This window comes from Planococcus sp. ISL-110 (genome assembly GCF_018613575.1).
Lineage (GTDB): Bacteria > Bacillota > Bacilli > Bacillales_A > Planococcaceae > Planococcus.
Genome location: NZ_JAGGPX010000013.1, coordinates 81,552 through 103,032, shown reverse-complemented (window position 1 = coordinate 103,032; position 21,481 = coordinate 81,552). Strand labels below are relative to the sequence as shown.

The 21,481-nt window shown below is 46.6% G+C and carries 22 protein-coding genes and 1 riboswitch; of the genes, 14 read left to right on the top strand and 8 right to left on the bottom strand.

Annotated elements, in window-relative coordinates; genetic code table 11:
• Positions 1-431: 431 nt before the first annotated feature.
• Positions 432-842, top strand: coding sequence for a DUF1259 domain-containing protein (locus J7I83_RS09530; protein WP_215100471.1), 411 nt, complete (start codon positions 432-434; stop codon positions 840-842).
• Between the two features lie 85 nt (positions 843-927).
• A complete protein-coding gene (locus J7I83_RS09525) occupies positions 928-1,194 on the top strand; it encodes a hypothetical protein (RefSeq protein ID WP_215100470.1) in 267 nt (88 codons plus the stop codon).
• A 114-nt stretch (positions 1,195-1,308) separates the two neighbouring features.
• Here the strand turns inward: J7I83_RS09525 and J7I83_RS09520 are convergent, their stop codons facing one another.
• Positions 1,309-2,964, bottom strand: a complete 1,656-nt coding sequence (locus J7I83_RS09520; RefSeq protein ID WP_215100469.1) for an ABC transporter substrate-binding protein — start codon at positions 2,962-2,964, stop codon at positions 1,309-1,311.
• A gap of 97 nt (positions 2,965-3,061) precedes the next feature.
• On the opposite strand from J7I83_RS09520, the gene J7I83_RS09515 reads away from it, so the two are divergent.
• The 7 genes from J7I83_RS09515 to J7I83_RS09485 all read left to right on the top strand — a co-directional run bounded on the left by J7I83_RS09515 (position 3,062) and on the right by J7I83_RS09485 (position 10,641).
• Positions 3,062-4,312: an MDR family MFS transporter gene (locus tag J7I83_RS09515; RefSeq protein ID WP_215100468.1), complete on the top strand. Its 1,251-nt coding sequence runs from the start codon at positions 3,062-3,064 to the stop codon at positions 4,310-4,312.
• A 41-nt stretch (positions 4,313-4,353) separates the two neighbouring features.
• Positions 4,354-4,842: a GNAT family N-acetyltransferase gene (locus tag J7I83_RS09510; protein WP_215100467.1), complete on the top strand. Its 489-nt coding sequence runs from the start codon at positions 4,354-4,356 to the stop codon at positions 4,840-4,842.
• A 208-nt stretch (positions 4,843-5,050) separates the two neighbouring features.
• On the top strand, positions 5,051-6,169 hold the full coding sequence (locus J7I83_RS09505) for a GGDEF domain-containing protein (protein ID WP_215100466.1): 1,119 nt from the start codon (positions 5,051-5,053) through the stop codon (positions 6,167-6,169).
• A 145-nt stretch (positions 6,170-6,314) separates the two neighbouring features.
• Entirely contained in the window at positions 6,315-7,100 is a 786-nt protein-coding gene (locus tag J7I83_RS09500) for a cytochrome c oxidase assembly protein (protein WP_215100465.1), read from the top strand.
• A 583-nt stretch (positions 7,101-7,683) separates the two neighbouring features.
• Entirely contained in the window at positions 7,684-8,637 is a 954-nt protein-coding gene (locus J7I83_RS09495) for an HNH endonuclease (protein ID WP_215100464.1), read from the top strand.
• Between the two features lie 149 nt (positions 8,638-8,786).
• A riboswitch (cobalamin riboswitch) is annotated at positions 8,787-8,985 on the top strand.
• Between the two features lie 166 nt (positions 8,986-9,151).
• Positions 9,152-9,697: a hypothetical protein gene (locus J7I83_RS09490; protein WP_215100463.1), complete on the top strand. Its 546-nt coding sequence runs from the start codon at positions 9,152-9,154 to the stop codon at positions 9,695-9,697.
• A complete protein-coding gene (locus J7I83_RS09485) occupies positions 9,697-10,641 on the top strand; it encodes an ABC transporter substrate-binding protein (protein ID WP_215100462.1) in 945 nt (314 codons plus the stop codon). Before J7I83_RS09490 ends, J7I83_RS09485 begins: the two co-directional genes overlap by 1 nt.
• Before the next feature lie 54 nt (positions 10,642-10,695).
• Here J7I83_RS09485 and J7I83_RS09480 read toward each other — a convergent pair whose 3' ends face one another.
• Positions 10,696-11,463, bottom strand: a complete 768-nt coding sequence (locus tag J7I83_RS09480) for an arylamine N-acetyltransferase family protein (protein WP_215100461.1) — start codon at positions 11,461-11,463, stop codon at positions 10,696-10,698.
• Between the two features lie 183 nt (positions 11,464-11,646).
• On the opposite strand from J7I83_RS09480, the gene J7I83_RS09475 reads away from it, so the two are divergent.
• Positions 11,647-12,651 carry a LacI family DNA-binding transcriptional regulator gene (locus tag J7I83_RS09475; RefSeq protein ID WP_215100460.1) on the top strand — a complete coding sequence of 335 codons (1,005 nt, stop codon included), beginning with the start codon at positions 11,647-11,649 and terminating at the stop codon, positions 12,649-12,651.
• Positions 12,652-12,780: 129 nt separating this feature from the next.
• On the opposite strand, the gene J7I83_RS09470 is transcribed toward J7I83_RS09475, so the two are convergent.
• The 3 genes from J7I83_RS09470 to J7I83_RS09460 all read right to left on the bottom strand — a co-directional run bounded on the left by J7I83_RS09470 (position 12,781) and on the right by J7I83_RS09460 (position 16,285).
• The gene (locus J7I83_RS09470; RefSeq protein WP_215100459.1) at positions 12,781-13,515 is read right to left on the bottom strand and encodes a YqcI/YcgG family protein; all 735 of its coding nucleotides are present in this window, start codon (positions 13,513-13,515) and stop codon (positions 12,781-12,783) included.
• A gap of 105 nt (positions 13,516-13,620) precedes the next feature.
• The gene (locus J7I83_RS09465) at positions 13,621-15,291 is read right to left on the bottom strand and encodes a DUF2207 domain-containing protein (protein ID WP_215100458.1); all 1,671 of its coding nucleotides are present in this window, start codon (positions 15,289-15,291) and stop codon (positions 13,621-13,623) included.
• Positions 15,292-15,349: 58 nt separating this feature from the next.
• The gene (locus tag J7I83_RS09460) at positions 15,350-16,285 is read right to left on the bottom strand and encodes an acetamidase/formamidase family protein (RefSeq protein ID WP_215100457.1); all 936 of its coding nucleotides are present in this window, start codon (positions 16,283-16,285) and stop codon (positions 15,350-15,352) included.
• Between the two features lie 200 nt (positions 16,286-16,485).
• Between J7I83_RS09460 and J7I83_RS09455 the strand changes: the two genes are divergently transcribed.
• Positions 16,486-17,055 (top strand): YdeI/OmpD-associated family protein, encoded by a 570-nt coding sequence (locus J7I83_RS09455; protein ID WP_215100456.1) that lies wholly within the window; start codon positions 16,486-16,488, stop codon positions 17,053-17,055.
• Between the two features lie 58 nt (positions 17,056-17,113).
• Here J7I83_RS09455 and J7I83_RS09450 read toward each other — a convergent pair whose 3' ends face one another.
• Together J7I83_RS09450 and J7I83_RS09445 are read right to left on the bottom strand one after the other, a co-directional pair.
• Complete coding sequence (locus J7I83_RS09450) at positions 17,114-17,821, bottom strand: NAD-dependent protein deacylase (RefSeq protein ID WP_215100455.1); 708 nt, start codon at positions 17,819-17,821, stop codon at positions 17,114-17,116.
• Between the two features lie 37 nt (positions 17,822-17,858).
• On the bottom strand, positions 17,859-18,836 hold the full coding sequence (locus J7I83_RS09445; protein WP_251047564.1) for a potassium channel family protein: 978 nt from the start codon (positions 18,834-18,836) through the stop codon (positions 17,859-17,861).
• 200 nt (positions 18,837-19,036) lie between these two features.
• Here J7I83_RS09445 and J7I83_RS09440 point away from each other — a divergent pair, with 200 nt between their 5' ends.
• The 3 genes from J7I83_RS09440 to J7I83_RS09430 all read left to right on the top strand — a co-directional run bounded on the left by J7I83_RS09440 (position 19,037) and on the right by J7I83_RS09430 (position 20,696).
• The gene (locus tag J7I83_RS09440; RefSeq protein ID WP_215100453.1) at positions 19,037-19,720 is read left to right on the top strand and encodes an SGNH/GDSL hydrolase family protein; all 684 of its coding nucleotides are present in this window, start codon (positions 19,037-19,039) and stop codon (positions 19,718-19,720) included.
• A gap of 231 nt (positions 19,721-19,951) precedes the next feature.
• Positions 19,952-20,437, top strand: coding sequence for a hypothetical protein (locus J7I83_RS09435; RefSeq protein WP_215100452.1), 486 nt, complete (start codon positions 19,952-19,954; stop codon positions 20,435-20,437).
• A gap of 79 nt (positions 20,438-20,516) precedes the next feature.
• On the top strand, positions 20,517-20,696 hold the full coding sequence (locus tag J7I83_RS09430; protein ID WP_215100482.1) for a hypothetical protein: 180 nt from the start codon (positions 20,517-20,519) through the stop codon (positions 20,694-20,696).
• A 63-nt stretch (positions 20,697-20,759) separates the two neighbouring features.
• Here J7I83_RS09430 and J7I83_RS09425 read toward each other — a convergent pair whose 3' ends face one another.
• A complete protein-coding gene (locus J7I83_RS09425) occupies positions 20,760-21,182 on the bottom strand; it encodes a DUF2892 domain-containing protein (RefSeq protein WP_215100451.1) in 423 nt (140 codons plus the stop codon).
• Between the last annotated feature and the right edge of the window lie 299 nt (positions 21,183-21,481).

The window sequence follows — 21,481 nt, the reverse complement described above, 5'->3', positions numbered from 1 at the left end:
TTTTTTTCTTTGTTAAAAAAGATGGAAGTAAGAATTTAATTGCATAAAAACTAACGATCTTAATACTTTAGGTAAATAATTATATGGAATAAGAATGTCTCCTTAATGAGAGAGTTTTCAACTATATAAAGGGAGTATGTTAAATATACTTTGAATAAAAGGTATTTAACAATAGGGGGATAATTAATATTCCTACCTAAGTGAACATTTCTGACAGGTTTGAAATGCAAAAAAAATGTTAAATTAACGTTAATCTGTTTACAAGTTGTATAATTAATTGTAGGCTTATAGTGTTATGTAAAATGAATTATTTCAAATTAAAAGTAAAAAATATAGGATATAAGACTTTTTATCTAGTAAAAATAAAGAAGTATCATTAATGTTCTTTAACAATATTTTGTTGTGCTATGCGATAAGGATTCTCCGAAGGGATGAAGAAAATGATTATAGCAGATCCGATTAAAGAGATGACGGTGATTCTGGAGAAGGCGCTGGATGCCGAGGTGGAAGTAACCAGCAATCTCTTTTTAGTAAAAAAAATCAGGAATTTAATTGTTAAGTCTGACAACTCAAAGTTTTCGTTCAAGGTGGGTTGCGATATTACATTTCAAGCTATGCAGCAGTCAGGGAAAACGATCAATAATGCAGAAATTTTGCTCTTGCCATCAGAGCTTCCTGTATTTTTGTCTGCTCTGATCAACCATGCCAGTCCGTTGCCGAATAACTATTCCCAGCGATTGGTCATGGAACCGGATGTCTACTGCCTTTACCTGGAATCTCGGGAACTTCCCGAGATCTTCGCCGAACGTCTTGCTGCAGCCTTAAAGGCAATCGATTGTTAGTCTTCCTGCCTGGAACAGCCTTTCTGTTTTTAAAATTGTCATTGACTAGTGCTCAAGCCAACGAACAGTAAAGGGCGGTGTTCTCATGTATAAGAAATATTTCTCGTACATCTCGGCAGTTCTCTTGCTTTTGACGATGCTGCCTCTGACACTGGCAGCGATTCATTGGTTCCATGAACCACTTGAACTTCTGTTGAGTCTTCATCTTCATCTCCCTTGTTTTCTGAGTGGATTGGGAGTTTTGGCGGCGCTGATCGGCACAAAAGGCGATTTGAGATTCAATCTGATATTGTTGAATGTGCTCACATTGAGTTTGTACCTGATTTTCTTAACCGATTTATATTTTCTATAAATCCTTGACTTATACGAGTATGATCGAGCGGCTTACTGATGCGGCCGCACGATCGTTTGAAATAAACAAAAAAGATGGGAAACAGCGCAAACCCGCGCTGTTTCCCATCTTTTTTTATTCCTCAATAACAGGGCGCACCCAGAGCTTGGAAAAATCCACATAACCAAAATGGCTGATGGAAATGTTCATCAGGTCCACTGAAAAAGGGATCTGCCTTTTTTCATAATATAAAGGAAGCATGATGGATGATCTAATCAGTTCCTGTTCGATTTTCAGGTTTAATGCTGTCCACTCTTTAAAAGCGGTATCTGCGTATTGTTGCATATAGTTGCCGAACTGAGGCTGGGATTTCATAATGGCAGCCAATGGCGAATAGCCATTGGAAAGAAAGTGAAAAAACGAGAAATTCTGGTTCATTTCAAACACTTCACCGTGGACGAAAAGATCGGCTGTTTGGTCTTCTTTTGTATCCATCAGCTTGTCCTGAAAAGACAGCCACTGGATCTCTACCGGAATACCTTCGCTTTCCAAAGCTTCTTTCAGCCATCGTGTTGCTCCATTTGTGTAATTCGCCGACTTGATGACCAAGGGCTGTTCGATTTGAGGTTGTTTTGGCAACGGCAGCGAATAGGGCTGATCCTGCTGTCCAATCAGACAGCTCTGGTGATTGGCCATCGCCCGTGGATGAAACAGGCTGATCTTATGGCGGTGTTTGGCGATGGCGTAGTGGACATAATCGCGCACTTCTTGTCGGTGGATGGGCGAGTCCCGGAACGCATTCAAAATGACGACGCCGAACCCCGAATCACTTTCCACTTGAAACGTCTCTTCCGTTTTATCATTTGCCGAAGATCGGTAAGCAAAGTCAAAGTCCTCAGGCACCTGGATAAACTCTACGGTATCAAGCAAAGGGCGCTCCTTGAAATAATTACCAAATGCCTTTAATATCGTTTTTGATTCGTGATTTTCTTCAACAAAAAAGCTTCCGGAACCGATAGGCTGAAAAGGGGATTCCTTGTAGATGCTGGCATTGATCATGCCGAGCATCTGCAGGCAATAGCTGCAGCCGCCGGGAAATGAGATTTCGAGAGCATGTGGAGAAAGGGTTTTGATGGCAGTAACCGGTTTCCATAAAGCCATATAGGAAACATGCATCCGCAGCCGCTCCAAACAATCGACCACATCATCCGCAGTCAGAATCGAACCATCGTGGAAGTTGACTTCTTTTCGCAGGTAGAGGCGAAGCTTCGTTGGCGTCAAGTCCCAGCTATGTGCCAGTTCTGGAGAAACATGGCCGCGTTCATTGACTGACACCAAACGGCTATAGACCGTGGCGACCATATTGGCACTATGGACATCTGCCGCGTAGAGTGGATGGAGCGTCAATAAGGGATACTTCCTGGGAATGATCATCTTGTCGCTGTCGCTTTGGACGTAGCCGAAATTTGAACGGAATTTATGCATCAGACGCTGCTTGATTTCAGGTGACCAGCCGAATAACAGGTATTTGCCGGCGGCTTCGATAGACTGTTCTTCGATCAATTGAGTGAGTTGCTGTTCATAGACATCTTCCACATTCTTATGCCACTTTATATGCGAAGTATTTCCCCTGCCGCGGCCTGGAGTAAAAGTGAACCAGCCTTCGCCGGACCATTTGCGCAGAAGGCGTGTCGTCTGCTTGCTGCTTAGTCCAAGCAATTCGGCCAGCTGGTATTGCTTGATGTTGCCGGTTGGGACAGCCTGCCATAAAGCCAAAAGCATTTTTTCCATAAGGTCTCCTCCTAAAAGTGGACAAGATTTTAAAAATTGTCTATTTTTAGTATCCTTCGTCTAGTTTAATATACATAAGACAAAGGGGGCTGACAAGATGAAATGGAAAGACTATCCACAGAATATCAAAGTGCGTTTGATTACATCATTTTTTAACCGAGCTGTTACTTCAGCTGTCATGCCGTTCATGGCCTTATTTTTTGCGCAGGAAATGAGCAAAGTGTGGGCTGGGTCCTTTTTGATCATCACCGTCTTTATCGGCTTTTTTGTCAATTTGATTGGCGGCTATATTTCAGATCGTTTCCTGCGTAAAAAAGTGTTGGTATTGACTTCCTCACTCAGTGCTGTCATGTTCCTGTTGATGGCCCTCAGTTTGCTGCCGAGCGCAAAGTGGATTGGTCTGTTTGCGCTGGCTTATGTCATATTCATCATCACCAGCAGCTTGGGCCGGCCTGCGATGCATGCCATCATCATCGATTCCACGACTCCTGAAAACCGCAAGGCGATATACGCCATCGATTACTGGATGGTCAATTTGTCGATGGCCATCGGCGCTGCACTGGGCGGCTTATTGTATCTCAATCATCAAATTGAACTGTTTGTCCTCTTGACCGTAACGTCTGCCAGCCTGCCGATCGCCTACCAGATTTGGCTTAAGGATGAACGCGTCCAAAGCATGAAAAAACAGCATAATAACGTTCTGATCGATCTGCTGCAAAATTACAAAGTCGCTTTCCAGGATCGGCCATTCGTGAAAGTGGTGATTGGCTCCATGTTCATCTTTTCAGCGGAGTTTTCACTGAACAGCTATATCGGCGTCCGGCTTGCTGAAAGCTTCGAGACTTTCACCATCGCGGATTTTGATGTTGCAGGAGTTCGCATGTTGAGCCTGTTGAATATCCAAAACATGCTGCTGGTCGTCTGCCTGACTTTTATGGTCAATAAATTCACGGACCGTTTTCCCAAACAGCATGTTCTGTTGGTCGGGTTGTTGCTTTACAGTGTCGGCTATGTGACCATTACCTCAGCGAACAGCTGGTACTTATTGATCCTGTTCAATTTTATCGGTACAATCGGCGAATTGGTTTATTCTCCGGTCCGCAATGCGGAAATGGCGAATATGATACCGGAAGACAAGCGGGGCTCGTATTCCGCATTCTCCAACTTTTCTTTTAGCGGAGCGGATCTGCTGGCGCGTTCGACCATCATCATTGGCGCCTTTTTGATCCCGACGATGATGTCCGTCTATATCGGAGTGTTGCTGATGATCGGTATGCTACTGGTTTACACCGGATTGTTTGTCGGAAAATCCAGAGAAATGCAAGTGACCGAACCGAAAATTGTTTGAAGAGTTGGAACTGAAAAAAGAAAAATGTCAGGAGAGGTGTTATGGTCATAAGAAAAGCAGTTCCAGCGGACGCCGCACAATTGGTTGACCTCATGAAGCATGTGGAAGAGTCGAATTATATGCTGTTTGAGCCGGGAGAACGAAAAACTTCTGCAGAGCAACTGCAGCAGCGGCTCATTGCGATGGATGATAAATCGATTGTCTTGGTGGCGGAAGAGCAGATGGAGTTGAAAGGCTATTTGTTTGCGATAAATGAAGGCGTCAGACGGAAGCGGCATTCCATCTACGTTGCCATCGGGATCGTGCAGGAAGAACGTGGAAAAGGAAGAGGGACGCAGCTGTTTCAGTCTTTAGAGCAATGGGCAAAAGATTCGTCAATTCATCGCATCGAATTGACGGTGCTGGAGCACAACCAAGCTGCGGTTGCCCTTTACAAAAAGATGGGATTCCAAGTGGAAGGGCTGAAGCGGGATTCGCTGTTGGTCGGCGGCAACTATGTCAATGAATTGTATATGTCGAAACTGTTTTGATGTTTGGACTCACTCAGCAACAGGCTCTCCAACCGGTCAGAAAAACGGCCGGTGGAGAGCTTTTTTCATAAAACAAAGGCTTTGTACTGAAAAACAATTTTTCTGATGCATTTCAATCATATATTTGGTTAATGCTGTATTTTATCTGTATTTTTAGATGTGAAAAATGTAAACTACTAAAGGAAGGCTTTTGTTAGGAGTTGTATCGATGAGTTCATTATTTTTTTTCTTTCTTGAAAACATGGCCTTAATCATTGCCTTATTGTATTTAGCCTTAAAGGCAAAGGAATTGTTGTTCCCTGAATTGACTGAATCAAAGCTGTTAGTGGTATTGAGCATACTATTCATCGGTTTTTTGACTTTCTCAGTGATGTATAATCCTTATATCCATGAAGGGATGCGGCTTGATCTGCGGGAAGTTCCGCTGTATTTCATCTCTTATTTAGGAGGTTGGAAAGTAGGCATTCTGTCAGCGGTGTTTCCCTCGTTTTATCGCTATTCCCTCGGTGGTCCCACCGTAATTGAAGGCATTTTGCAATCAGTGGCGTTGCCGGTCATCATCGGCAGCCTGTTCCGTGATAAAAGAACCGTGAATAAGTTTTTTGTCTTACTGGATTTAAAACGAATGATGATAGGGTTGCTGGTTTTTGAAATACTAAAGTCTCTATGGATGTGGGCAACCACACCTGCAACCTTTTTGATCATATTCTCAATGATGCTTTTTGCCGGAATTGCCACTTTGGCAATGGGGATGATCGTGAATGGAGAAAATCATCATATCCTGATCCGAAAAGAACTGGAGTTTTATTCGAATCAAGATCCCTTGACGCATTTGCCCAATATGCGCTATTTCAGAAAAAAGGTACAGACTTTGGTTTCTCAGCATGTACCGGTGGCTATCGTCATGCTGGATGTGGATTATTTCAAAAACTATAACGATACGCATGGCCATCAAAAAGGGGATGCTGTACTCCGCTCGATTGGCCAATTGATGAGGGACTATACGCGCAATAAAGATTATGTGGCACGATATGGCGGTGAGGAATTCATCTTTTGTATCACAGATCCATTGGATGATCATGAAGCATTGGCGATTGTTGAAAGGGTCCGCGAGCAGATCGAGCAATACCCTTTTGAGGGCGAGGAGCTGCAGCCCGAGGGCAAGCTGACCGTATCAATGGGGGTAAGCCTGCATTCCTGCCATAAAACGCTGGACCAGCTAATCGGCGAAGCGGACCAGGCCATGTACCAATCCAAGCGGAACGGCAGAAATCAAATTTCAGCTTTTGCGGCAGAAGAAAAAAGAGAATCCCGAAAGATTATCTGAAGCAAGACAGCGGCCTTCCTCGAAGGCTGCTGTCTTTTTGTATAATCGTACATAGCATGCTGCTAAACCGGGTAGAAGGAACAAAGAGAACTTAACACTGAGTGGAATGTTTCCGGATAACAAAATGAAGATTGGAGGGAAGGCGATGGATCACAATCTGCAACAGGAAATGGCAGTTCTGGAGGCAGCGGCTGTCATATTGCTTTTCCTGGCGTTTCTGCTGTACCCACTGGCGGCTGCATTGACGAGCCTGCGCTATAAAGCATGGCCATTGTACCGGATTTTTCTATGGTGTCTCGGAGTTTTCACGATCGCGATTACGTTTACGGGACCTTTAGCCGACTTTGCTCAGGCTAATTTCGTCGGCCATATGTGGACTCATCTGCTGCTTGGCATGCTGGCCCCTTTGTTGCTGCTGTTTGCGATGCCTATGACTTTGCTGTTGAGATCGCTGCCTGTGCCCATGGCAAGAAACGTATCTGTCGTTTTAAAGAGCCGGCTCTTCAAACTTTTAAGCAATCCGATTGCTGCGTTTACCCTCAATATTGGTGGGATGTATGTGCTGTATCTGACCAATCTGTTCGCGTGGATGCATCAATCCTTGATTGTCTATGCCCTTGTCCATTTGCATGTATTTTTAGCGGGCTATCTATTTACCGCATCCATCATCTATATTGACGTAACATCCCATCGCCTGAGCTATCTGTTTCGTTCGATTGTCCTTGTGCTGTCACTGGCAGCCCATCAGATTCTGTCTAAAATGATCTATGCCGATCCGCCGGCTGATGTTTCACGGACAGAAGCGGAAATGGGGGGAATGGTGATGTATTATGGCGGCGATTTCGTCGAGCTGGTTATCATCGTGATCCTTTGTTATCAATGGTACAAGGCAACTGCTCCACGCAAGACGGAGCCGGCCGAGAAAGTGTAAAGAACTGGTTTTTGCCAGCGCCGCAAAACACGCCACTTTGCTGGTCTGTCTTATGCCCGTCAGAGCTACAAGGGCGCTTCCGCTTTTCTTTCTTGTCCAGGCTCCAGCAGCCAGATTCTCGGGTCATAAGCCACACTGGCTGTGCGGCAAAAAGCGCCGCTTCGCCAGTGCGTCTTATGCCTGTCGAATCTAAACGCCTGCTTCCGCTTTTCTTTCTTGTCCAGACTCCAGCAGCCAGCCCCTCGAGTCGCTTCAGCCTTACCAGCAATGGCAAAGAACGCCATTACCGGTAAGGCTTCCAGCGCTTGTCGTGGCTAGATGGCTGCCTCCACTTTTCTTTTTGTCCAGACTCCAGCGCCCAGCTCTTTGGGTCATAAGTCAACCCAGCTGTGCGGCTGAAAACACGCCGCTTCGCCGGTCTGTCTTAAGCCCGTCAGAGCTACACGGGCGCTTCCACTTTTCTTTTCCCCGGCAAAAGCTTTTGATTTGGGTTAAACTAAAGACAAGCGTTTAGATTCGAATAACTTGCTCCACTACATAGGATCGAATGGATTTGAGCATCACCATCATTAGGAGGCAATTCATGAATAGTTTTATTGTTATGCAAGGAGAGACTTATCAGGAAGAACACAATGCGGGTGTTCTTTGGACACCGCAGATCGACAAATCAGGCATGGTCCCGCATTCCTGGAATCGGATGCAGGAGTTGAAAAAAGGCGATATCGTTTTTCATTATGTAAAAGGTTTTTTTGTGGCCATCAGCCGGGTGCGGAAAGATTGCCAAAAAGGCATAAAACCGAAAGCTGCGGATGAGCAGCAACCAGAAAACGAAGAGGCATATATCGCGCGCACAGAATATCGGGAGCTTGAAAATCCATTATCCGTCAAAGAGTTTTTCCGGGATATTCAGCCATTGCTGCCTGTGAAATATGCAGCATTCCAGGAAGATGCCAGCGGCAATTCAGGCTATCTTTATCCGTGCAATGAAGAACTGGCGATGAAACTTTTGGAGCTTGTCAGCTCTTTGAATATTTTCACGTTGGAAGAGGAACAGCTGGAACTGGCAATGGAAGTGATCAAAAAAACCGAGCACAATCCATTGCTTGGGCTGATCGCGGAAGCCGAATTGGAAATTAAAACAAAAATGCGCAGGGGCAAGGAACAATTCCGTGAAAGCTTATTGCCTTTATGGAACGGTGAATGTCCGCTTTGTGGGATTGCCATTGGCGACGTGTTGAAAGCGAGCCATGCCAAGCCGTGGAAAGACAGTTCAGATGCCGAGCGTCTGGATCCTTTTAATGGGATCCTGCTTTGTGCCAATCACGCTGCGCTGTATTCAGCAGGACTGATCGCCTTTACAGGCGGAGGGCGGCTGCATATTTCGAGCCGGATCCCAGAAAAGGACTATCCGGTCTACGGATTGCGGAAAAACAGGAAAGTGCCGGTATTGCCTGAGCATGCCCCTTACTTGAGATGGCATAAACGGATCGTTTTTGCCGAACCGAGAAAAGTGAAACTGCTGACAAATCAGGAATAAGTCAGTTTCAACAGATAAGTAGGGCCGATCAGTGAACCCTTTTGAGATCCGTGGAAAGCAGACTGTTAAGGTGATTTAAAAATCTACTCTTCTATTTTGAATTACGTATGTCTTTTGGCGTATGGAATATGCTACACTAAGCTTAAGTGAATAATCATGCAGAAAAAAGGTGCTGATTTATCAGCATAACAGGGAACCCGGTTAGATTCCGGGGCTGTTTCCGCAACTGTAAGTGCGTATGAAATAAGAAAATGCCACTGTTCAGGTGATCCAAATCATCTGGACGGGAAGGTTCTTAGAGTAAAATGATGCACAAGCCAGGAGACCTACCTTTTTTTGAACGTATTTTTACTCTTCGGAAGATAAGGGAATCATACGGCAAAGTGTCTATTTTTGACTGCTGGAGTATGTCTCTGAATAGCTATGCCGCCGCCCTCTTTTGAGGGCGGCTTTTTGCTGTTTTGCGGGAGCGTTCAATGCAGTGGTGTTCACCAAACCAAAGTGAGGTGAAAAGATGATAAAAGACATGCGTTACCTTTGCTATCCGTTTATGCGTGAATCAGTATCCACAGTGGATTTTGAAATCAGGACGGATTCGTTGACCACTCGCATTGGGGAGGCAGTGTCGCTGACTGCTGATGTGGAGGCCGTTCAGCGGGATTTGCAGATTCTCCAGCCGATGGCCTATCACTTGAACGGCTCTGTGCGCGGCAAACTTGCCATCGGAGAAGAAGACCTGAACGCGCTGAGTGACATGTATGATTATTATGTAAACGTAACAAGGGACAAAATCGCTAATTTTGTTTTGCCGCAGGGAACGCAAGCTGCCTGTGTTTTACATGTGTGCCGCAGCGAGGCGAAAAAATCAGTTCGCGCCTTGCATAAAGTGAGTTTGGAAAGGGCGGTACCCGAGATCCTCTTTGATTACGCCAACCTTTTAGCCAATGTGCTGTTTACGATGGCTGTGTATGTCAATCAGCATCATGGCGTGGCAGAAATCCCGTTTGTCAGCAAGTCCTATCCAACGAGACCCAAAAAGAAAGAAGTGGCCAACGACTAATGAAAATAACCTTATTCAAGTATGCATCTATCGGAGCAATGGCATTAGCCCTTGGAGCCTGCCAATCCGACACAACTGAACCTGCCGATACGGAAACGACAGCTGAACCGGAGAAACAAACGGGTTACACTGTAACCGATGACCTGGACAACGAACTGACATTTGAAGAAGTACCTGCAACTGTGGTGTCGCTGATTCCGAGCAACACGGAAATTCTGTATGAAATCGGAGCGGGAGACAAACTTGTCGGCGTCACCGATTACGATAATTATCCGGCTGAAGCATCTGACGTGGAGCGTGTATCCGATTCTGTTGCTTTTAACGCAGAACGCATCATCGAAATGGATCCCGATGTTGTTATCGGCTATTCAACTGGCGGGCCTACAGGGTTCGAAGATCTTGAAGCGGCAGGTATCCAGGTATTTGTCATCGAATCAGCCCAATCTTTTGAGGATGTCTATGGTGATATCGAACAGATTTCCACTGTTATGGGCCTTGAAGACAAAGGCGAAGAGCTGAACAGCTCTATCCAGCAGCAAATTGAAGGCGTTCAGGACAAATTGGCGTCTGTGAAAGAAGAAAAGCAGCTGTATTTTGAAATCAGCCCATCTCCGGAAATCTACACAACGGGCCAGAAGACTTTCCAACAGGAAATATTGAACCACGCCCAGGTGGAAAACTTGTTTGGAGACCTGGAGGGATGGCCGCAGATTTCTGAAGAAGAAGTTATCGAGCGGAATCCAAAAATCATTGCCACAACGGTCTCGTATATCGAAGATCCAATTGACGAGATCAAAGCTCGCGAAGGCTGGAGCGATATTGAGGCGATTCAAAACGATCAGGTCTTTTTCCTGGATTCGGATATTACTTCACGGCCAGGACCAAGAATCGGCGATGCCGTTGAATTGGTGGCTAAAACCGTTTATCCGGAAGCGTTCGAATAAAACCGGAAAACCCCCCGCTATTTTTAGCGGGGGGTTTTTATGTGCACCAGTATTCTATTGAAGCTGTCTTTCGAGTGCATCCTGGTCGATGCCGAACTCCTCTTTCAGAACGCGTCTTTTATCGGCTGCCGACAGTTCTACCTTTTCTTTTTTTCCATTTTCTGAGCGTGTCAGCTGGCTGCCGGATAACGTAATCCGCCCATCGGCAGTTGCACGCGTCACCAGATCATCATGGGTGAAAGGAGAGGCTGTTGAAACTTGGTTAAAGACACAGCCTTCATGAAAATCAGCCAGTTTCTTTTCCTCAGTGGAAAACCGGTACAAAGTTTTTTCCTTCCCATCGGTTTCCCGGATCAACTCATAATAAACGTCATCCACTTGCTGAATGCGATAGGTGCCGCTATGGTCTGTATGACGTTCACCGCCGATTGGAATCGGACTGATGGTGGAGTCGCCGAATCCGGCATCGACAAGGTAAAGGGTGTCTAGCTCTACCAGGATTGCAGCATGAGTATCGGCTTTTGACCACGTGCCATCCGGTTTTTGGACAGTGGCGGAAATCAGTTTTGCATCAAATCCCAGCTGATCCAGCAGCCAGTGGAACAAGCCATTCAACTCGTAGCAATAGCCCCCGCGGTGATGGTTGACGATTTTGTCGTAAATGCTTTCGAGATTCAAGTAAATCGGTATTTTGCGGATGACGTCCAGATTTTCAAAAGGGATATTCTGCATATGCAAAGTTTGGAGTTCCGTTAAATTTTGCAGGAAGTTCTCTTGAATAGCGGCAGCCTTGAAACGGGTTAAATACTTTTCTTTATTCATGAATAATATTCACCCCTTTTTTAAGTTCGTTTGAATAACATAAAATTATTTAAAATAGGAGTCTGGGGAAAAATTTCTTTAGTTGAATGTGTCGTGAATATCGTCTTGTGTTATAGTGAATAAGTAGTGAATCGTAAAAATGAATGATTGGTTAAGCTGGTCAAAAAAATAGAAAGCAGGGTGATGAATTTGGTATCAACTACTGATGTCGCAAAACATGCAGGGGTATCGCAAACGACTGTTTCACGTGTATTGAACAAGCCGGATCAAGTTAAGAAGGATACGTATGATAAAGTGATGGCGGCAGTCAATGAATTGAACTATTCAGCCACAGGTGCGGAAGATGCAATTCCGGTGGCTAGAAACACGAAAACAATCAGCTTAATCGCAGGTCCCTTGGATGATCCGATCTTTATTGGCTCTGCTCCTACAATTATAAGCCTTGCGAAAGAAAGAGGCTATCAGGTTAATGTGCATTTTGTTACGAAAGAAAACGAACACGAAACCTATGACGCCGTTTTTTCCAGTAAAGCGGATGGCTTGATTTTGACCTCGGTCCAGCTTGATAAAGCAGTTCATGAAAAGTTGGTACAGTCAAAAATTCCCTTCATCCTACTAAATTCGAGCTATCCCGGCAGCCCGCACTCTATCGGGCTGAATAATGTGGAAGCAGGGTATCTGGCAGCAAGCCACCTGCTGGACAACAAGCATCAGGAAATTGCCTGGGTAGGCGGACCATTGAATAATCCCACTTATAAGGAACGTTTTCTTGGATTTATCCAAGCGCTCCAGGAAACTAAAAGCAAAATCCGGAAAAAACGGCTGGTGGTAACCGATCCGGACAAAGCGTCTCTGTTGAGAGCGTTCGAGGAGCTTCAGGCCTTGAAGAAAAAACCAACCGCCATTGTGGCAGCCACGGATGAAATTGCCATTCAGCTATTGGATTTCTATCATGAAGCAGGCTATCGAATCCCAGAAGATGTCAGTGTCATCGGCATCGGCAACTCGGAAATGGGGCAGCATTCAGCCCTTGGACTAACTTCCGTCGGCACGGCTGACAGCATCGCGAACCTTGGCCAGGAAGCCGTCAAAAGGCTGCTGGATATGTTGACGCTCGACCAGGACGAAACATTCAATGTGAGTAGGGAAGTACGCCTGCATGAACGGAAAACAACCGCGTCTCTATAATGGACTGATAGCATGAGAAAACAGTGATTGCATTTTCCGTGCATTATAGCCTTACCCTTGTAAAGAGCAACTGTAAACCAAAAAGAGCCATGCTGGAAGCAATTCCGGCATGGCTCTTTTTCGGTTTTGTCATTTCATTTCTTTGTGAGTAAACGGGCATTTTCCTTGGATCGGTTCGCTGTCGTCACCGATGAAAAATTGTTTCCACTCATTGTGTTCCGGGTCGCCAAAGTGGCTGATGTCGGGATGTGTCGGCAAATGATCCCATGCTTCTACGCGCTGGCGTACTTTGTCGCGCGACATGACGCCGCCTTTTTCCGTCCCTTTCAATCCTTCAAAGATCCGGCGCGGCTGAAAGCCAAGAACCATGGCATTGCCAAGGTCGCGGGTTTTCCGCTGCTTGTAAGCCGGGGTGTTGCCAAAGATGAAGATCGGCTCGCCCTGGAAAGTAAAGTCCCATAAATAATGGCCTGGATCCCGTGGGGCATCTTTTGGCCATTCCATTTCATCTTCGTCGTGCAGGTATTGAAGAATGTCCCAAAATTGCTGGCGGTACACATCCAGAGAACCTTCTTCCTTGAACGGTTCAACAAAGACGAACAACCCGTGGCGCTTGTGTTTCGGATCATTGAATAGGGTCAGAAACGATTCGACAGCGGCAGGCAAATTGCTCCAGTCCTGCTGGGTGATATAGGCGTAGCGCAATTCCCCTTTCAATTCCCCGCTCATCCCGAAGTAGCAAGGAAAGGTTTTATCTGTTACGGTTTCGTGAAAGTTCTTGTATTCAGCCAAAAGCCATTCCGGCAGATCGGTCCGTAGTGAAAAATCCTCTTTTGTCAATAAAGGTGAGTTTGTTGTAATCATTGTTTGTTCCTCCATATAGAAAAAATAGCGTCCTCTTTCATGTTCCCTAAGAAACAGCAGGCAAAACAAAAACGGCCTAGAAAAGTCTCAGCCGTTTTGTTTTGTTTAAAAAGCACCCGAGCCTCCGCCGCCCCCGCCGACACCACCGCCGGCAGACATGGAGCCTGTCCCGCTGGCCGAGGCGCTGCTGCTGGAATTGGCAGCAATGAAAATGCCCGTCAGCAGGACCGGGTTATAGAACACGCCAAAGTCTGCAAATGCCGATTCACTATAGGCGTTGGTGAAGCTTTGCGTATTGCGGTTTGCCGAGTTTTCATCCGCCCCCAGGACGTAGGCAAAAGCACGCATTTTTTCGTCCGGCGTCAATCCGTTCCATGCTGCCTCGTCCAGGTTTTCCATGGCAGCGCGCAGCTGTTTCCATTCCTGCCGGATTACGTGTCCTTCGTAAGTGATCGGAGAGTAGAAACAAAAAGCGATAAAGAAAATGCCGAACACGATGGAGAAAAACATTAAAACAAACAAGTTCAAGAGCCCGAAAAAGACAGCGGCTGCAAACAACGCCAGTCCAAGAAGTCCGGCTGTCCAGCGAAACACGGGGTGTTTGCCGTATAAATCATGCTGTTTCACTTCTTCTGCGACACCCTGTTGCCAGTCAGCGATCGATTCGTTGTAGGAGGAATGGTTTAGTTCGTTTTTCGTATAGCTTTCAAGATCTTTGGTTTCAAAGGTTTCACCATCGCCGACCTTATCGAACAGCAGGTCGATCAAGGCGGCTTCATGCGCAAATTCAGTGTTTCGGCCAATCAGCCGGAATTGCTCTTCTGACAGTTGTTCGACATTCTTTTTGCGAACCAGTTCCATCAAGGCAGCTGCCGTTGCAGCAGGGGTCAGGACAGCCGACTTGGTGAAATACAAGGTTGCCGGAATGCTCATCTTCTGCTTAGGGACGAAGAAGGCACCATCTGCCGGTTTTGCCTGTTGTTTGGTCTTGCGTGCCCGGTTCCAGGCCCAGGCAGCCATTGCCGCTAAGAGTGCACCGGCAGCTGGTATCAGCCCGTTGCCGATGGAACTGCCTGTGTCCTGTCTGGCTGCAAAAGCGAGGGCGTCGTTTTGCAGCCTCTCTTTTTCATCAGCCAGCTCCCCGCGGATCGCTCCGTCCTGTTGCGGCAAAGCAGGGAACAGCTCCGCATCAAAGACGACGCGGACATCTCCATTGGTGCCTTCCAGTACGGTGCCCATTTCAAACAGGACCGCGCCGTCGTTTTGCAGGCTGCCCGTTCGGTAAGCTTCGTCATAGCCGACAAAGTCCGTCTCGTCGGCCAGAGCGGGAGGGCTCACCGACACCGTCAGTTGTCCATATTCACTTTCATTGCGGTCATCGAAGAAAGGCCAGTAAAATTCAGCGCCGTCTTCAAATTTCTCGATCGCCTCCTGAATTTCGTAGCGCAATTCGATTATGATGGTTTCATCGCCGCCCGAACGAAACACTTTGTACAGATCGCCTTGACGTTCTACTTCTAATTTTTTGCCGTTTTCATAACCACGGAACTTCTGGATCGAAGTTCCTTCTTTAGGAGCGATTTCTCGTGTGATGCCGTTAAAATCGCCGTCAAACTCATAAGTGTGGTATTCCACTACCTCGACCGCACCATCCGCATTCACCTGCGCGTCGATTGTGACTTCAGTAATCGAATAGTCGACGGCCAAAGCCTGGATGGGAAACAAAATGAAAACCAGCAGCATCATTAAAATCATGAAAGGTTTTTTCTTGTTCATTTCCATCACCTCTTTCTTTATGTACGGAAACAGCAAGTAAAAGTTTCAGAAAGATGGTTTATCGAATTGCCGCATGCGGCAAAATCGCATGGACGCCTTTGACGTCATTGACCACTTGCGTGATATGCAGATCGACTGCCACACTCGATAGGGCTGCTGCTTCAGTCCGGGAGATGTTATACAGTTGCTCCATAAAAGAGACCATCTCAGCGAGTGCGCCGGCCGCGGCCTCGTTGAGGTCCTGGTCGAACCCGAAGGTGATCCATCCGGCTGGCGTGTTTGCACGCGGCATGGACAGTTTCATGTCTTCGTGGAGGACCAGCGTGATATCAACCAGATCCATTGGGCATTCAATCGCGGTTCCAGAGCTTTCCCCATCTCCTTGAAGCGCGTGGCCATCGCCCAAGGAAAACAGCGCCCCGTCCACAGAGATGGGCAGAAACAGGCTGCTGCCTGGCACCAATTCCTTGCAGTCGATATTGCCGCCGAAATAGCCAGGAGGCTTTGTCGGAAAGCTGCCGTCTTCAGCGGGTGCTACGCCCATCAGCCCAAGAAAAGGGGACAAGCCGACTTTAAATTCCTGGCTGCCCAATTCGCAGCTGCCGGTCATTCTTGCTGCGTCCAGTTTCCAATCCACCTGCAGCCGTTCGCTGTCGGTAATGTCCAGTTTGCCATTTTGCCAGGCCGGCAGTCCACCCGCCCAGTTGCGTCCATACCAGCCGGGAATCAGCTTGTTGGTGCGGACTTCCAGCACCATGCCAGGCTTGGCGCCTCGGATTGCAATAGGGCCGATGATCGGATGGGCCAGCTTGTCTTCGTTTTCGCGCGATGTAAAAATTGTCCGTTCCTCAGTTTCAGAAGCCGAATAACCCCATTGGATATCGATTGTCTTCAACTGGATCGTATCCCCTGAGTCGATAATCAGAATGGGCTCGTAGTCTCGATTAAAGGAAGAATGAAGCTGGCTTGAATTGAGTGGTATGGAATGGATCACAGAAATGCCCCTTTCAATAAAATGAGTTTTCACTTATTCTTCTGATTATACTAAAAAACTTGCTGTACGGACAAAAAAGGGTGTTGCTGTGAAGGCAGGGAAGAGCAATGGGGAAACCAAAAAAGAAAACCATTTATAACGGAAAGCCAACCTGTGCCTAAGCAACTCCACTAATGGGATTTTGAAAGGGCGTGTTCAAAGTGGAAATCGAAAATTTACTGAGAGTTCAGACCAGGCAAGAATTAAGAGCATGGCTTGAGGAAAATTCAACTACAAGAAGGTGTTGTTGGGTATTGGTCACTGTGACAGAAAAACCGAATGCCCTTCGGTATCTCGATGCAGTTGAGGAAGCCTTATGTTTTGGGTGGATTGATGGAATAATGAAGAAAATAGCAGAAAACGAACTGGCTCAAAGGCTTTCGCCAAGAAAAAAATCCAGCAATTGGACCGATTTGAACAAAGAAAGAGTAAGAAGGCTGGAAAAATTAGGCTTGATGAAAGAGGAAGGATTGAAAATTCTTCCTGATATGCGGCCGGAATCTTTTATGGTAGATAAAGAAATTGAAGATCGCCTGAAAAAAGACAAGCAGGTATATGAGAATTTCCTGAAATTTCCTGAATTGTACCGCAGGATCCGAATTGATAACATACAAGGCTATAAGAAGGACGCTGAAATCTTCAATAAAAGATTGGACAAGTTTATAGAAAAAACGAGAGACAATAAAATGTATGGCCAATGGAATGACAATGGCCGCTTGATCGATTATTGAGGACTGAGCTGATCACGGAATTCAACATCGCTGCTGTCTATCTATACCAAAGGCGGATTTAATAACGATGCCATTCTGCCAGGACATCGCCGATCTGCCGCTTGTTGATCACCAGATCCGCATAGCCATCGAGCGGTGTTGCTTCCCGGTTGACGATGACCAGTTTCGCGCCATGCTCCTTGGCGATGAGCGGGAACTGGTTGGCAGGGGTGACAGACAGCGAAGAACCGAGAACAATGAACAAGTCAGCCCGGCTTGCTTCTCCAAATGCCATTTCGAAAGCTTGCTCCGGCAGCATCTCCCCGAACAGCACCACAGAAGGGCGGAGGATGCCGCCGCATTCACAGCGGTACGATCCGTCGAGGAATGTTTCGCTGCTATGGGTAGATCCGCATGATTGGCAATGGACCTTCCGCAAAGTGCCGTGCAGCTCGGCGATTTTCCGGGTGCCGGCCAGCTGATGGAAGCCGTCGACGTTTTGGGTGATGATGGAGTCGAGCCGTCCGTCGGTCTCCCATTCCGCTAAAATGCGGTGGCCGTTATGCGGTTCGAATTCCTTTACACCCAGAACGCGTTTCCGGTAAAAGTCGATAAATTCTTCGACGTTCGTATTCAGCGCCTCGACGCTTGCGATCCGGCTGGGATCTTTTTGCTGCCACAGCCCTTGGTTGGCTGAGCGGAAGTCGGGCAATCCGCTTTCGGTCGACATGCCGGCACCGGTAAACACAACTGTATGTCTTGCATTCACTAGCCAGTCTTTGATCATTCAACTCACTCCTCTATAAAGCGCCTTTCAGGTCTGTTTATTGTTTCGGCCATGGCCGTGCATCCGCTTCAATGACTCCCAGCAGCTTGCTTCGGCGTTCCTGCAACTTTTCATAAGCCTCGCTATACTCCTTGTCAGGAACGAGAGGGATTCCAGCTTTGCTGAGATATGTGAAATCCGGCAGATCGGGTACATTTTTTGACGGTTTGTAAAAGGATTTGTTGAGTGTCTCCAGATAAAGCTGCACACTAGAACGCGCTTCTTTCAGTAGCAACCGGTTCGGGTGGCGGTCTATGGGCACGCCGAACTTGATGATGCTCAGCGCTTCGTCAAGAACCACGACCGCTGTCGGCATGGCCGATTGATTGTTTGCTGCGTGGTAGTAATGCAGTACGGGATAAGCGATGTGCTGGGCCGTTAAGGTGCTTAACTGCTCCGAATAGGTATTCAACAGCGAATCGATGTCGTGAAAATCACGGCCATTCCATGCGCTTTCCACCAGTTCTTCCGCGGAGTTTCCCACGCCGTGAATGCTGGCGGCGAAAGAACGTTTGACAGTAACCGCACTTAAAATGGAGATCAAGTAGGTCACGCCAAAGGTGATGAACAACATTCCAGTACCGGTTGCGAGAACCGTGAAGATTTGCCAAACTCCTTCTGTGGGGGCGAAATCGCCGTTGCCCAATGTGAAGATCAAATAGCCCGCAAAATAAATGCGATCAAACCACGAGATTGGGTCATTTCCATGAGAAGGCGAAATGGAGCCCTCGAAACCTGCAAAAACCAAAGTCCAACCTATCCACAGTGTGGCGATCCACATCACAAGCGAAGCGCTTAAAACTAATGGGCCAGCCAAACTCAAAGACTTTGAATGGTCACCTGCAATCATGCGGAAAGCTCTCCAGACGAACGATGACAGCCGATCAGTAACCGGTCCTGCTCCGCCATCGATCCACAGCGTTGTCCAAGTAAAGTCGACAATGCACAGGACAATCAATAGAATTCCAAGTACCAAATAAAGTGTATCCAGAAAAATCATTCCTTTCAGACAGAAGAATAATTGACTGTCAAAAATAAGCCATCTCTTTCCATAATAAAGCTTTTAGTGGGCAATGTATAAGTTAACGATCTACAGCCAAAAGCATTTCAAGAAGAGAATATGCTGAAATGTGATAAAATAAGAGAGAAAAATAGCAAGAAGGGACGTGCAGCAGATTGATCAACATTCGATCGGGTGCCCTTTTTGAAAGAGCACCTCTCGCTTCAAAAAATATTAAAACAGCACTTTATATAGAAAACATCGTCATTTTAGGCGATTCTGTGGCCTATGGCTATGGCACCAAAGGCGGCATCGCCAATCACTTGAAAGAGACCTTCCCGGCAAGCAGCATCACCAATCTCGGCATCAACGGATTAACCAGCAGTGGGCTGGTCCAGAAAATGCGGACAGATTCCTGGCTTACCCCGCTCGAGACAGCCGATCTGGTCCTGTTGAATATCGGCGGCAACGACCTGCTTCGCGGGTTCCGTGATGGTGGTGCAAAGGGCTTGATTCGCCAATTTGCCATCCTGAAACGCACCTATCGCCAGAACCTGCTTGAAATTTATTCGCTGCTTCGCCAGGCCAATGATGGCGCCATCATCGTCCAGAACAACTTATACAATTCCATGAAAAAAGAAGAACAGTATTTCGGCTTCACCAACCTGCTGTTCCGCTTATGGAATACGGCGATTGGTGAAAAAGGAGTCATTGTGTCCAAAACAGATGCAATGGGGAAAAATCCGTCCATCTGGCTTGATTCCATCCATCCTAATGACGAAGGTTATAAACTTATGCATGAATTGTTGATGCATACCTTATCCACGACAGGCTTCACCATTCATTCAGACAAAAAATAGCAGGCGCTTTCCAAACCGGTGGCTGCCCAACAAAAGTGCAGGGATCTACTGTGCTTTTTTTTTTCTGAAAAGGATTGCTGACTGAACATGATTTGATGATAATAAAGAAAATCATCAATAAAAAGAACGGAGGAGTGGATGAAAAAAGCTGTCGTTTTCTGTATATTTCTGGCTTTGCTGTTGCTACAGGTTTGCAGCAAGGAACCTAATGAGGTGGAGGAGGATGAACCATTGTCTGAAATTGAAGGAAGTTGGGAAGGCGCAATTCAAGTGCTCAATCAGCCATTGGCAATCACCGTCTTATTCGACGGACAACAAGCTGCAATCTCTATACCTGTTCAAGGGATAGTGGATTTCCCGCTGACAGCCATTGACTTTAACGATCCGTCGATTCATTTTGAAATGAATATTCAAAATCAGCAGCTCCTGTTCGATGGCACGCTGGAGCAAGAGACGATTGCCGGTACGTTCACGCAACAGGGACAAAGCTTTCCGTTCGAGCTGACTCGAGCCGCCGCATCTGCAGAAGAAGTAACTGGCACAAAAGTAGAGATTAAAGTGGCAAGCGGCACCATGAAGGGGCTCATCCTAACACCAGAAGGCGAAGGGCCGTTTCCCGCGGCATTTAAAGGAATAAATTTTGCCGGTGAAGAAAGTAAAATAAAAACTCTTTATTTATCGTGTTTTTTTGATAAAATAAGAAGAGGAGATGATTAGAAGCTTTCGCAGATAAAGCCGGTCGCTCTGAAAAAGGGAGGAAGAGTCAATTTCTAATAATTGGTTATGGTTGCCGGTATTGATTTTTTTGATGAACTGCATCCGCTATGCAGAAACGCTGATGCATCGCGGTCTGGCTTCTTACCAGGTCATTTTGTTCTCATTCAGTATCATCGGCATCGTATATTTGCTGTGGGTCATTTACAAAGGAAAACTAGTGCGCAATAAACCAACCGGCAAACGACATTTCAAGATTTGAACACCGGTACCAAAAAGGTTTGCCCCATCTAGATGAGGGGCAAACCTTTTTGGTTTTTCGGGGTTAAACCGGATAATATTCGTCATCCAACAGATTTTTCAGCGCCTGTTTTTCCAGGTTGATCTCACTCATCGTGCGGACCCCTGTTTGGCGGATCAACAACAGCGGTAAACTCCAGCCCTGCAGCGCATGCTGCAGCATAAAAGCGCTGACGGTTCCGCTCAGGAATGCCCATTTCCTATTGACTGTGAGCGTTAGAATAGAAGACGACAGGGCAAGGGAAGCCATCGCGACTTCCAGGACTCGTTCGGTGTCCCATTCGCCCTCGAGCTCGGCAATGCGTTCCCTGATCGCTTCCGGTTCCTGGCGTTTGAATGTATTGATGCGGGCTTCGGTACGACGTTCGATCTGTTGATTGATGTGGTCGGGGGTCGCTTTGTTGATTTTTGTCTGTGTTGATGGCAATGCCTGAATTTGCGTGTCCATAGTTGATTCCTCGCTTTCGCTGTATGGTATTAGTATTCCGCATTGAGCATCGGCTAAACTCTTTATCACTTTTTAACTAGAATAAGTGAACAAAAGCATTGGCTTCTGGCATTGCTTAGGCAAGTTACAAAAAACGTTTCAAGCGGACGTATTCCGAAAATGGAGCACTGCTTATAATCGTGCAAGCTGCATGATCCACATACTTTGTACCCGAAACTAGAACTGGTTTACGGAATACCCAAACAGAGGAGTACTGTCAGCATTAATTAGTTCAACGTATATTGCTGCCGTATTGTTGT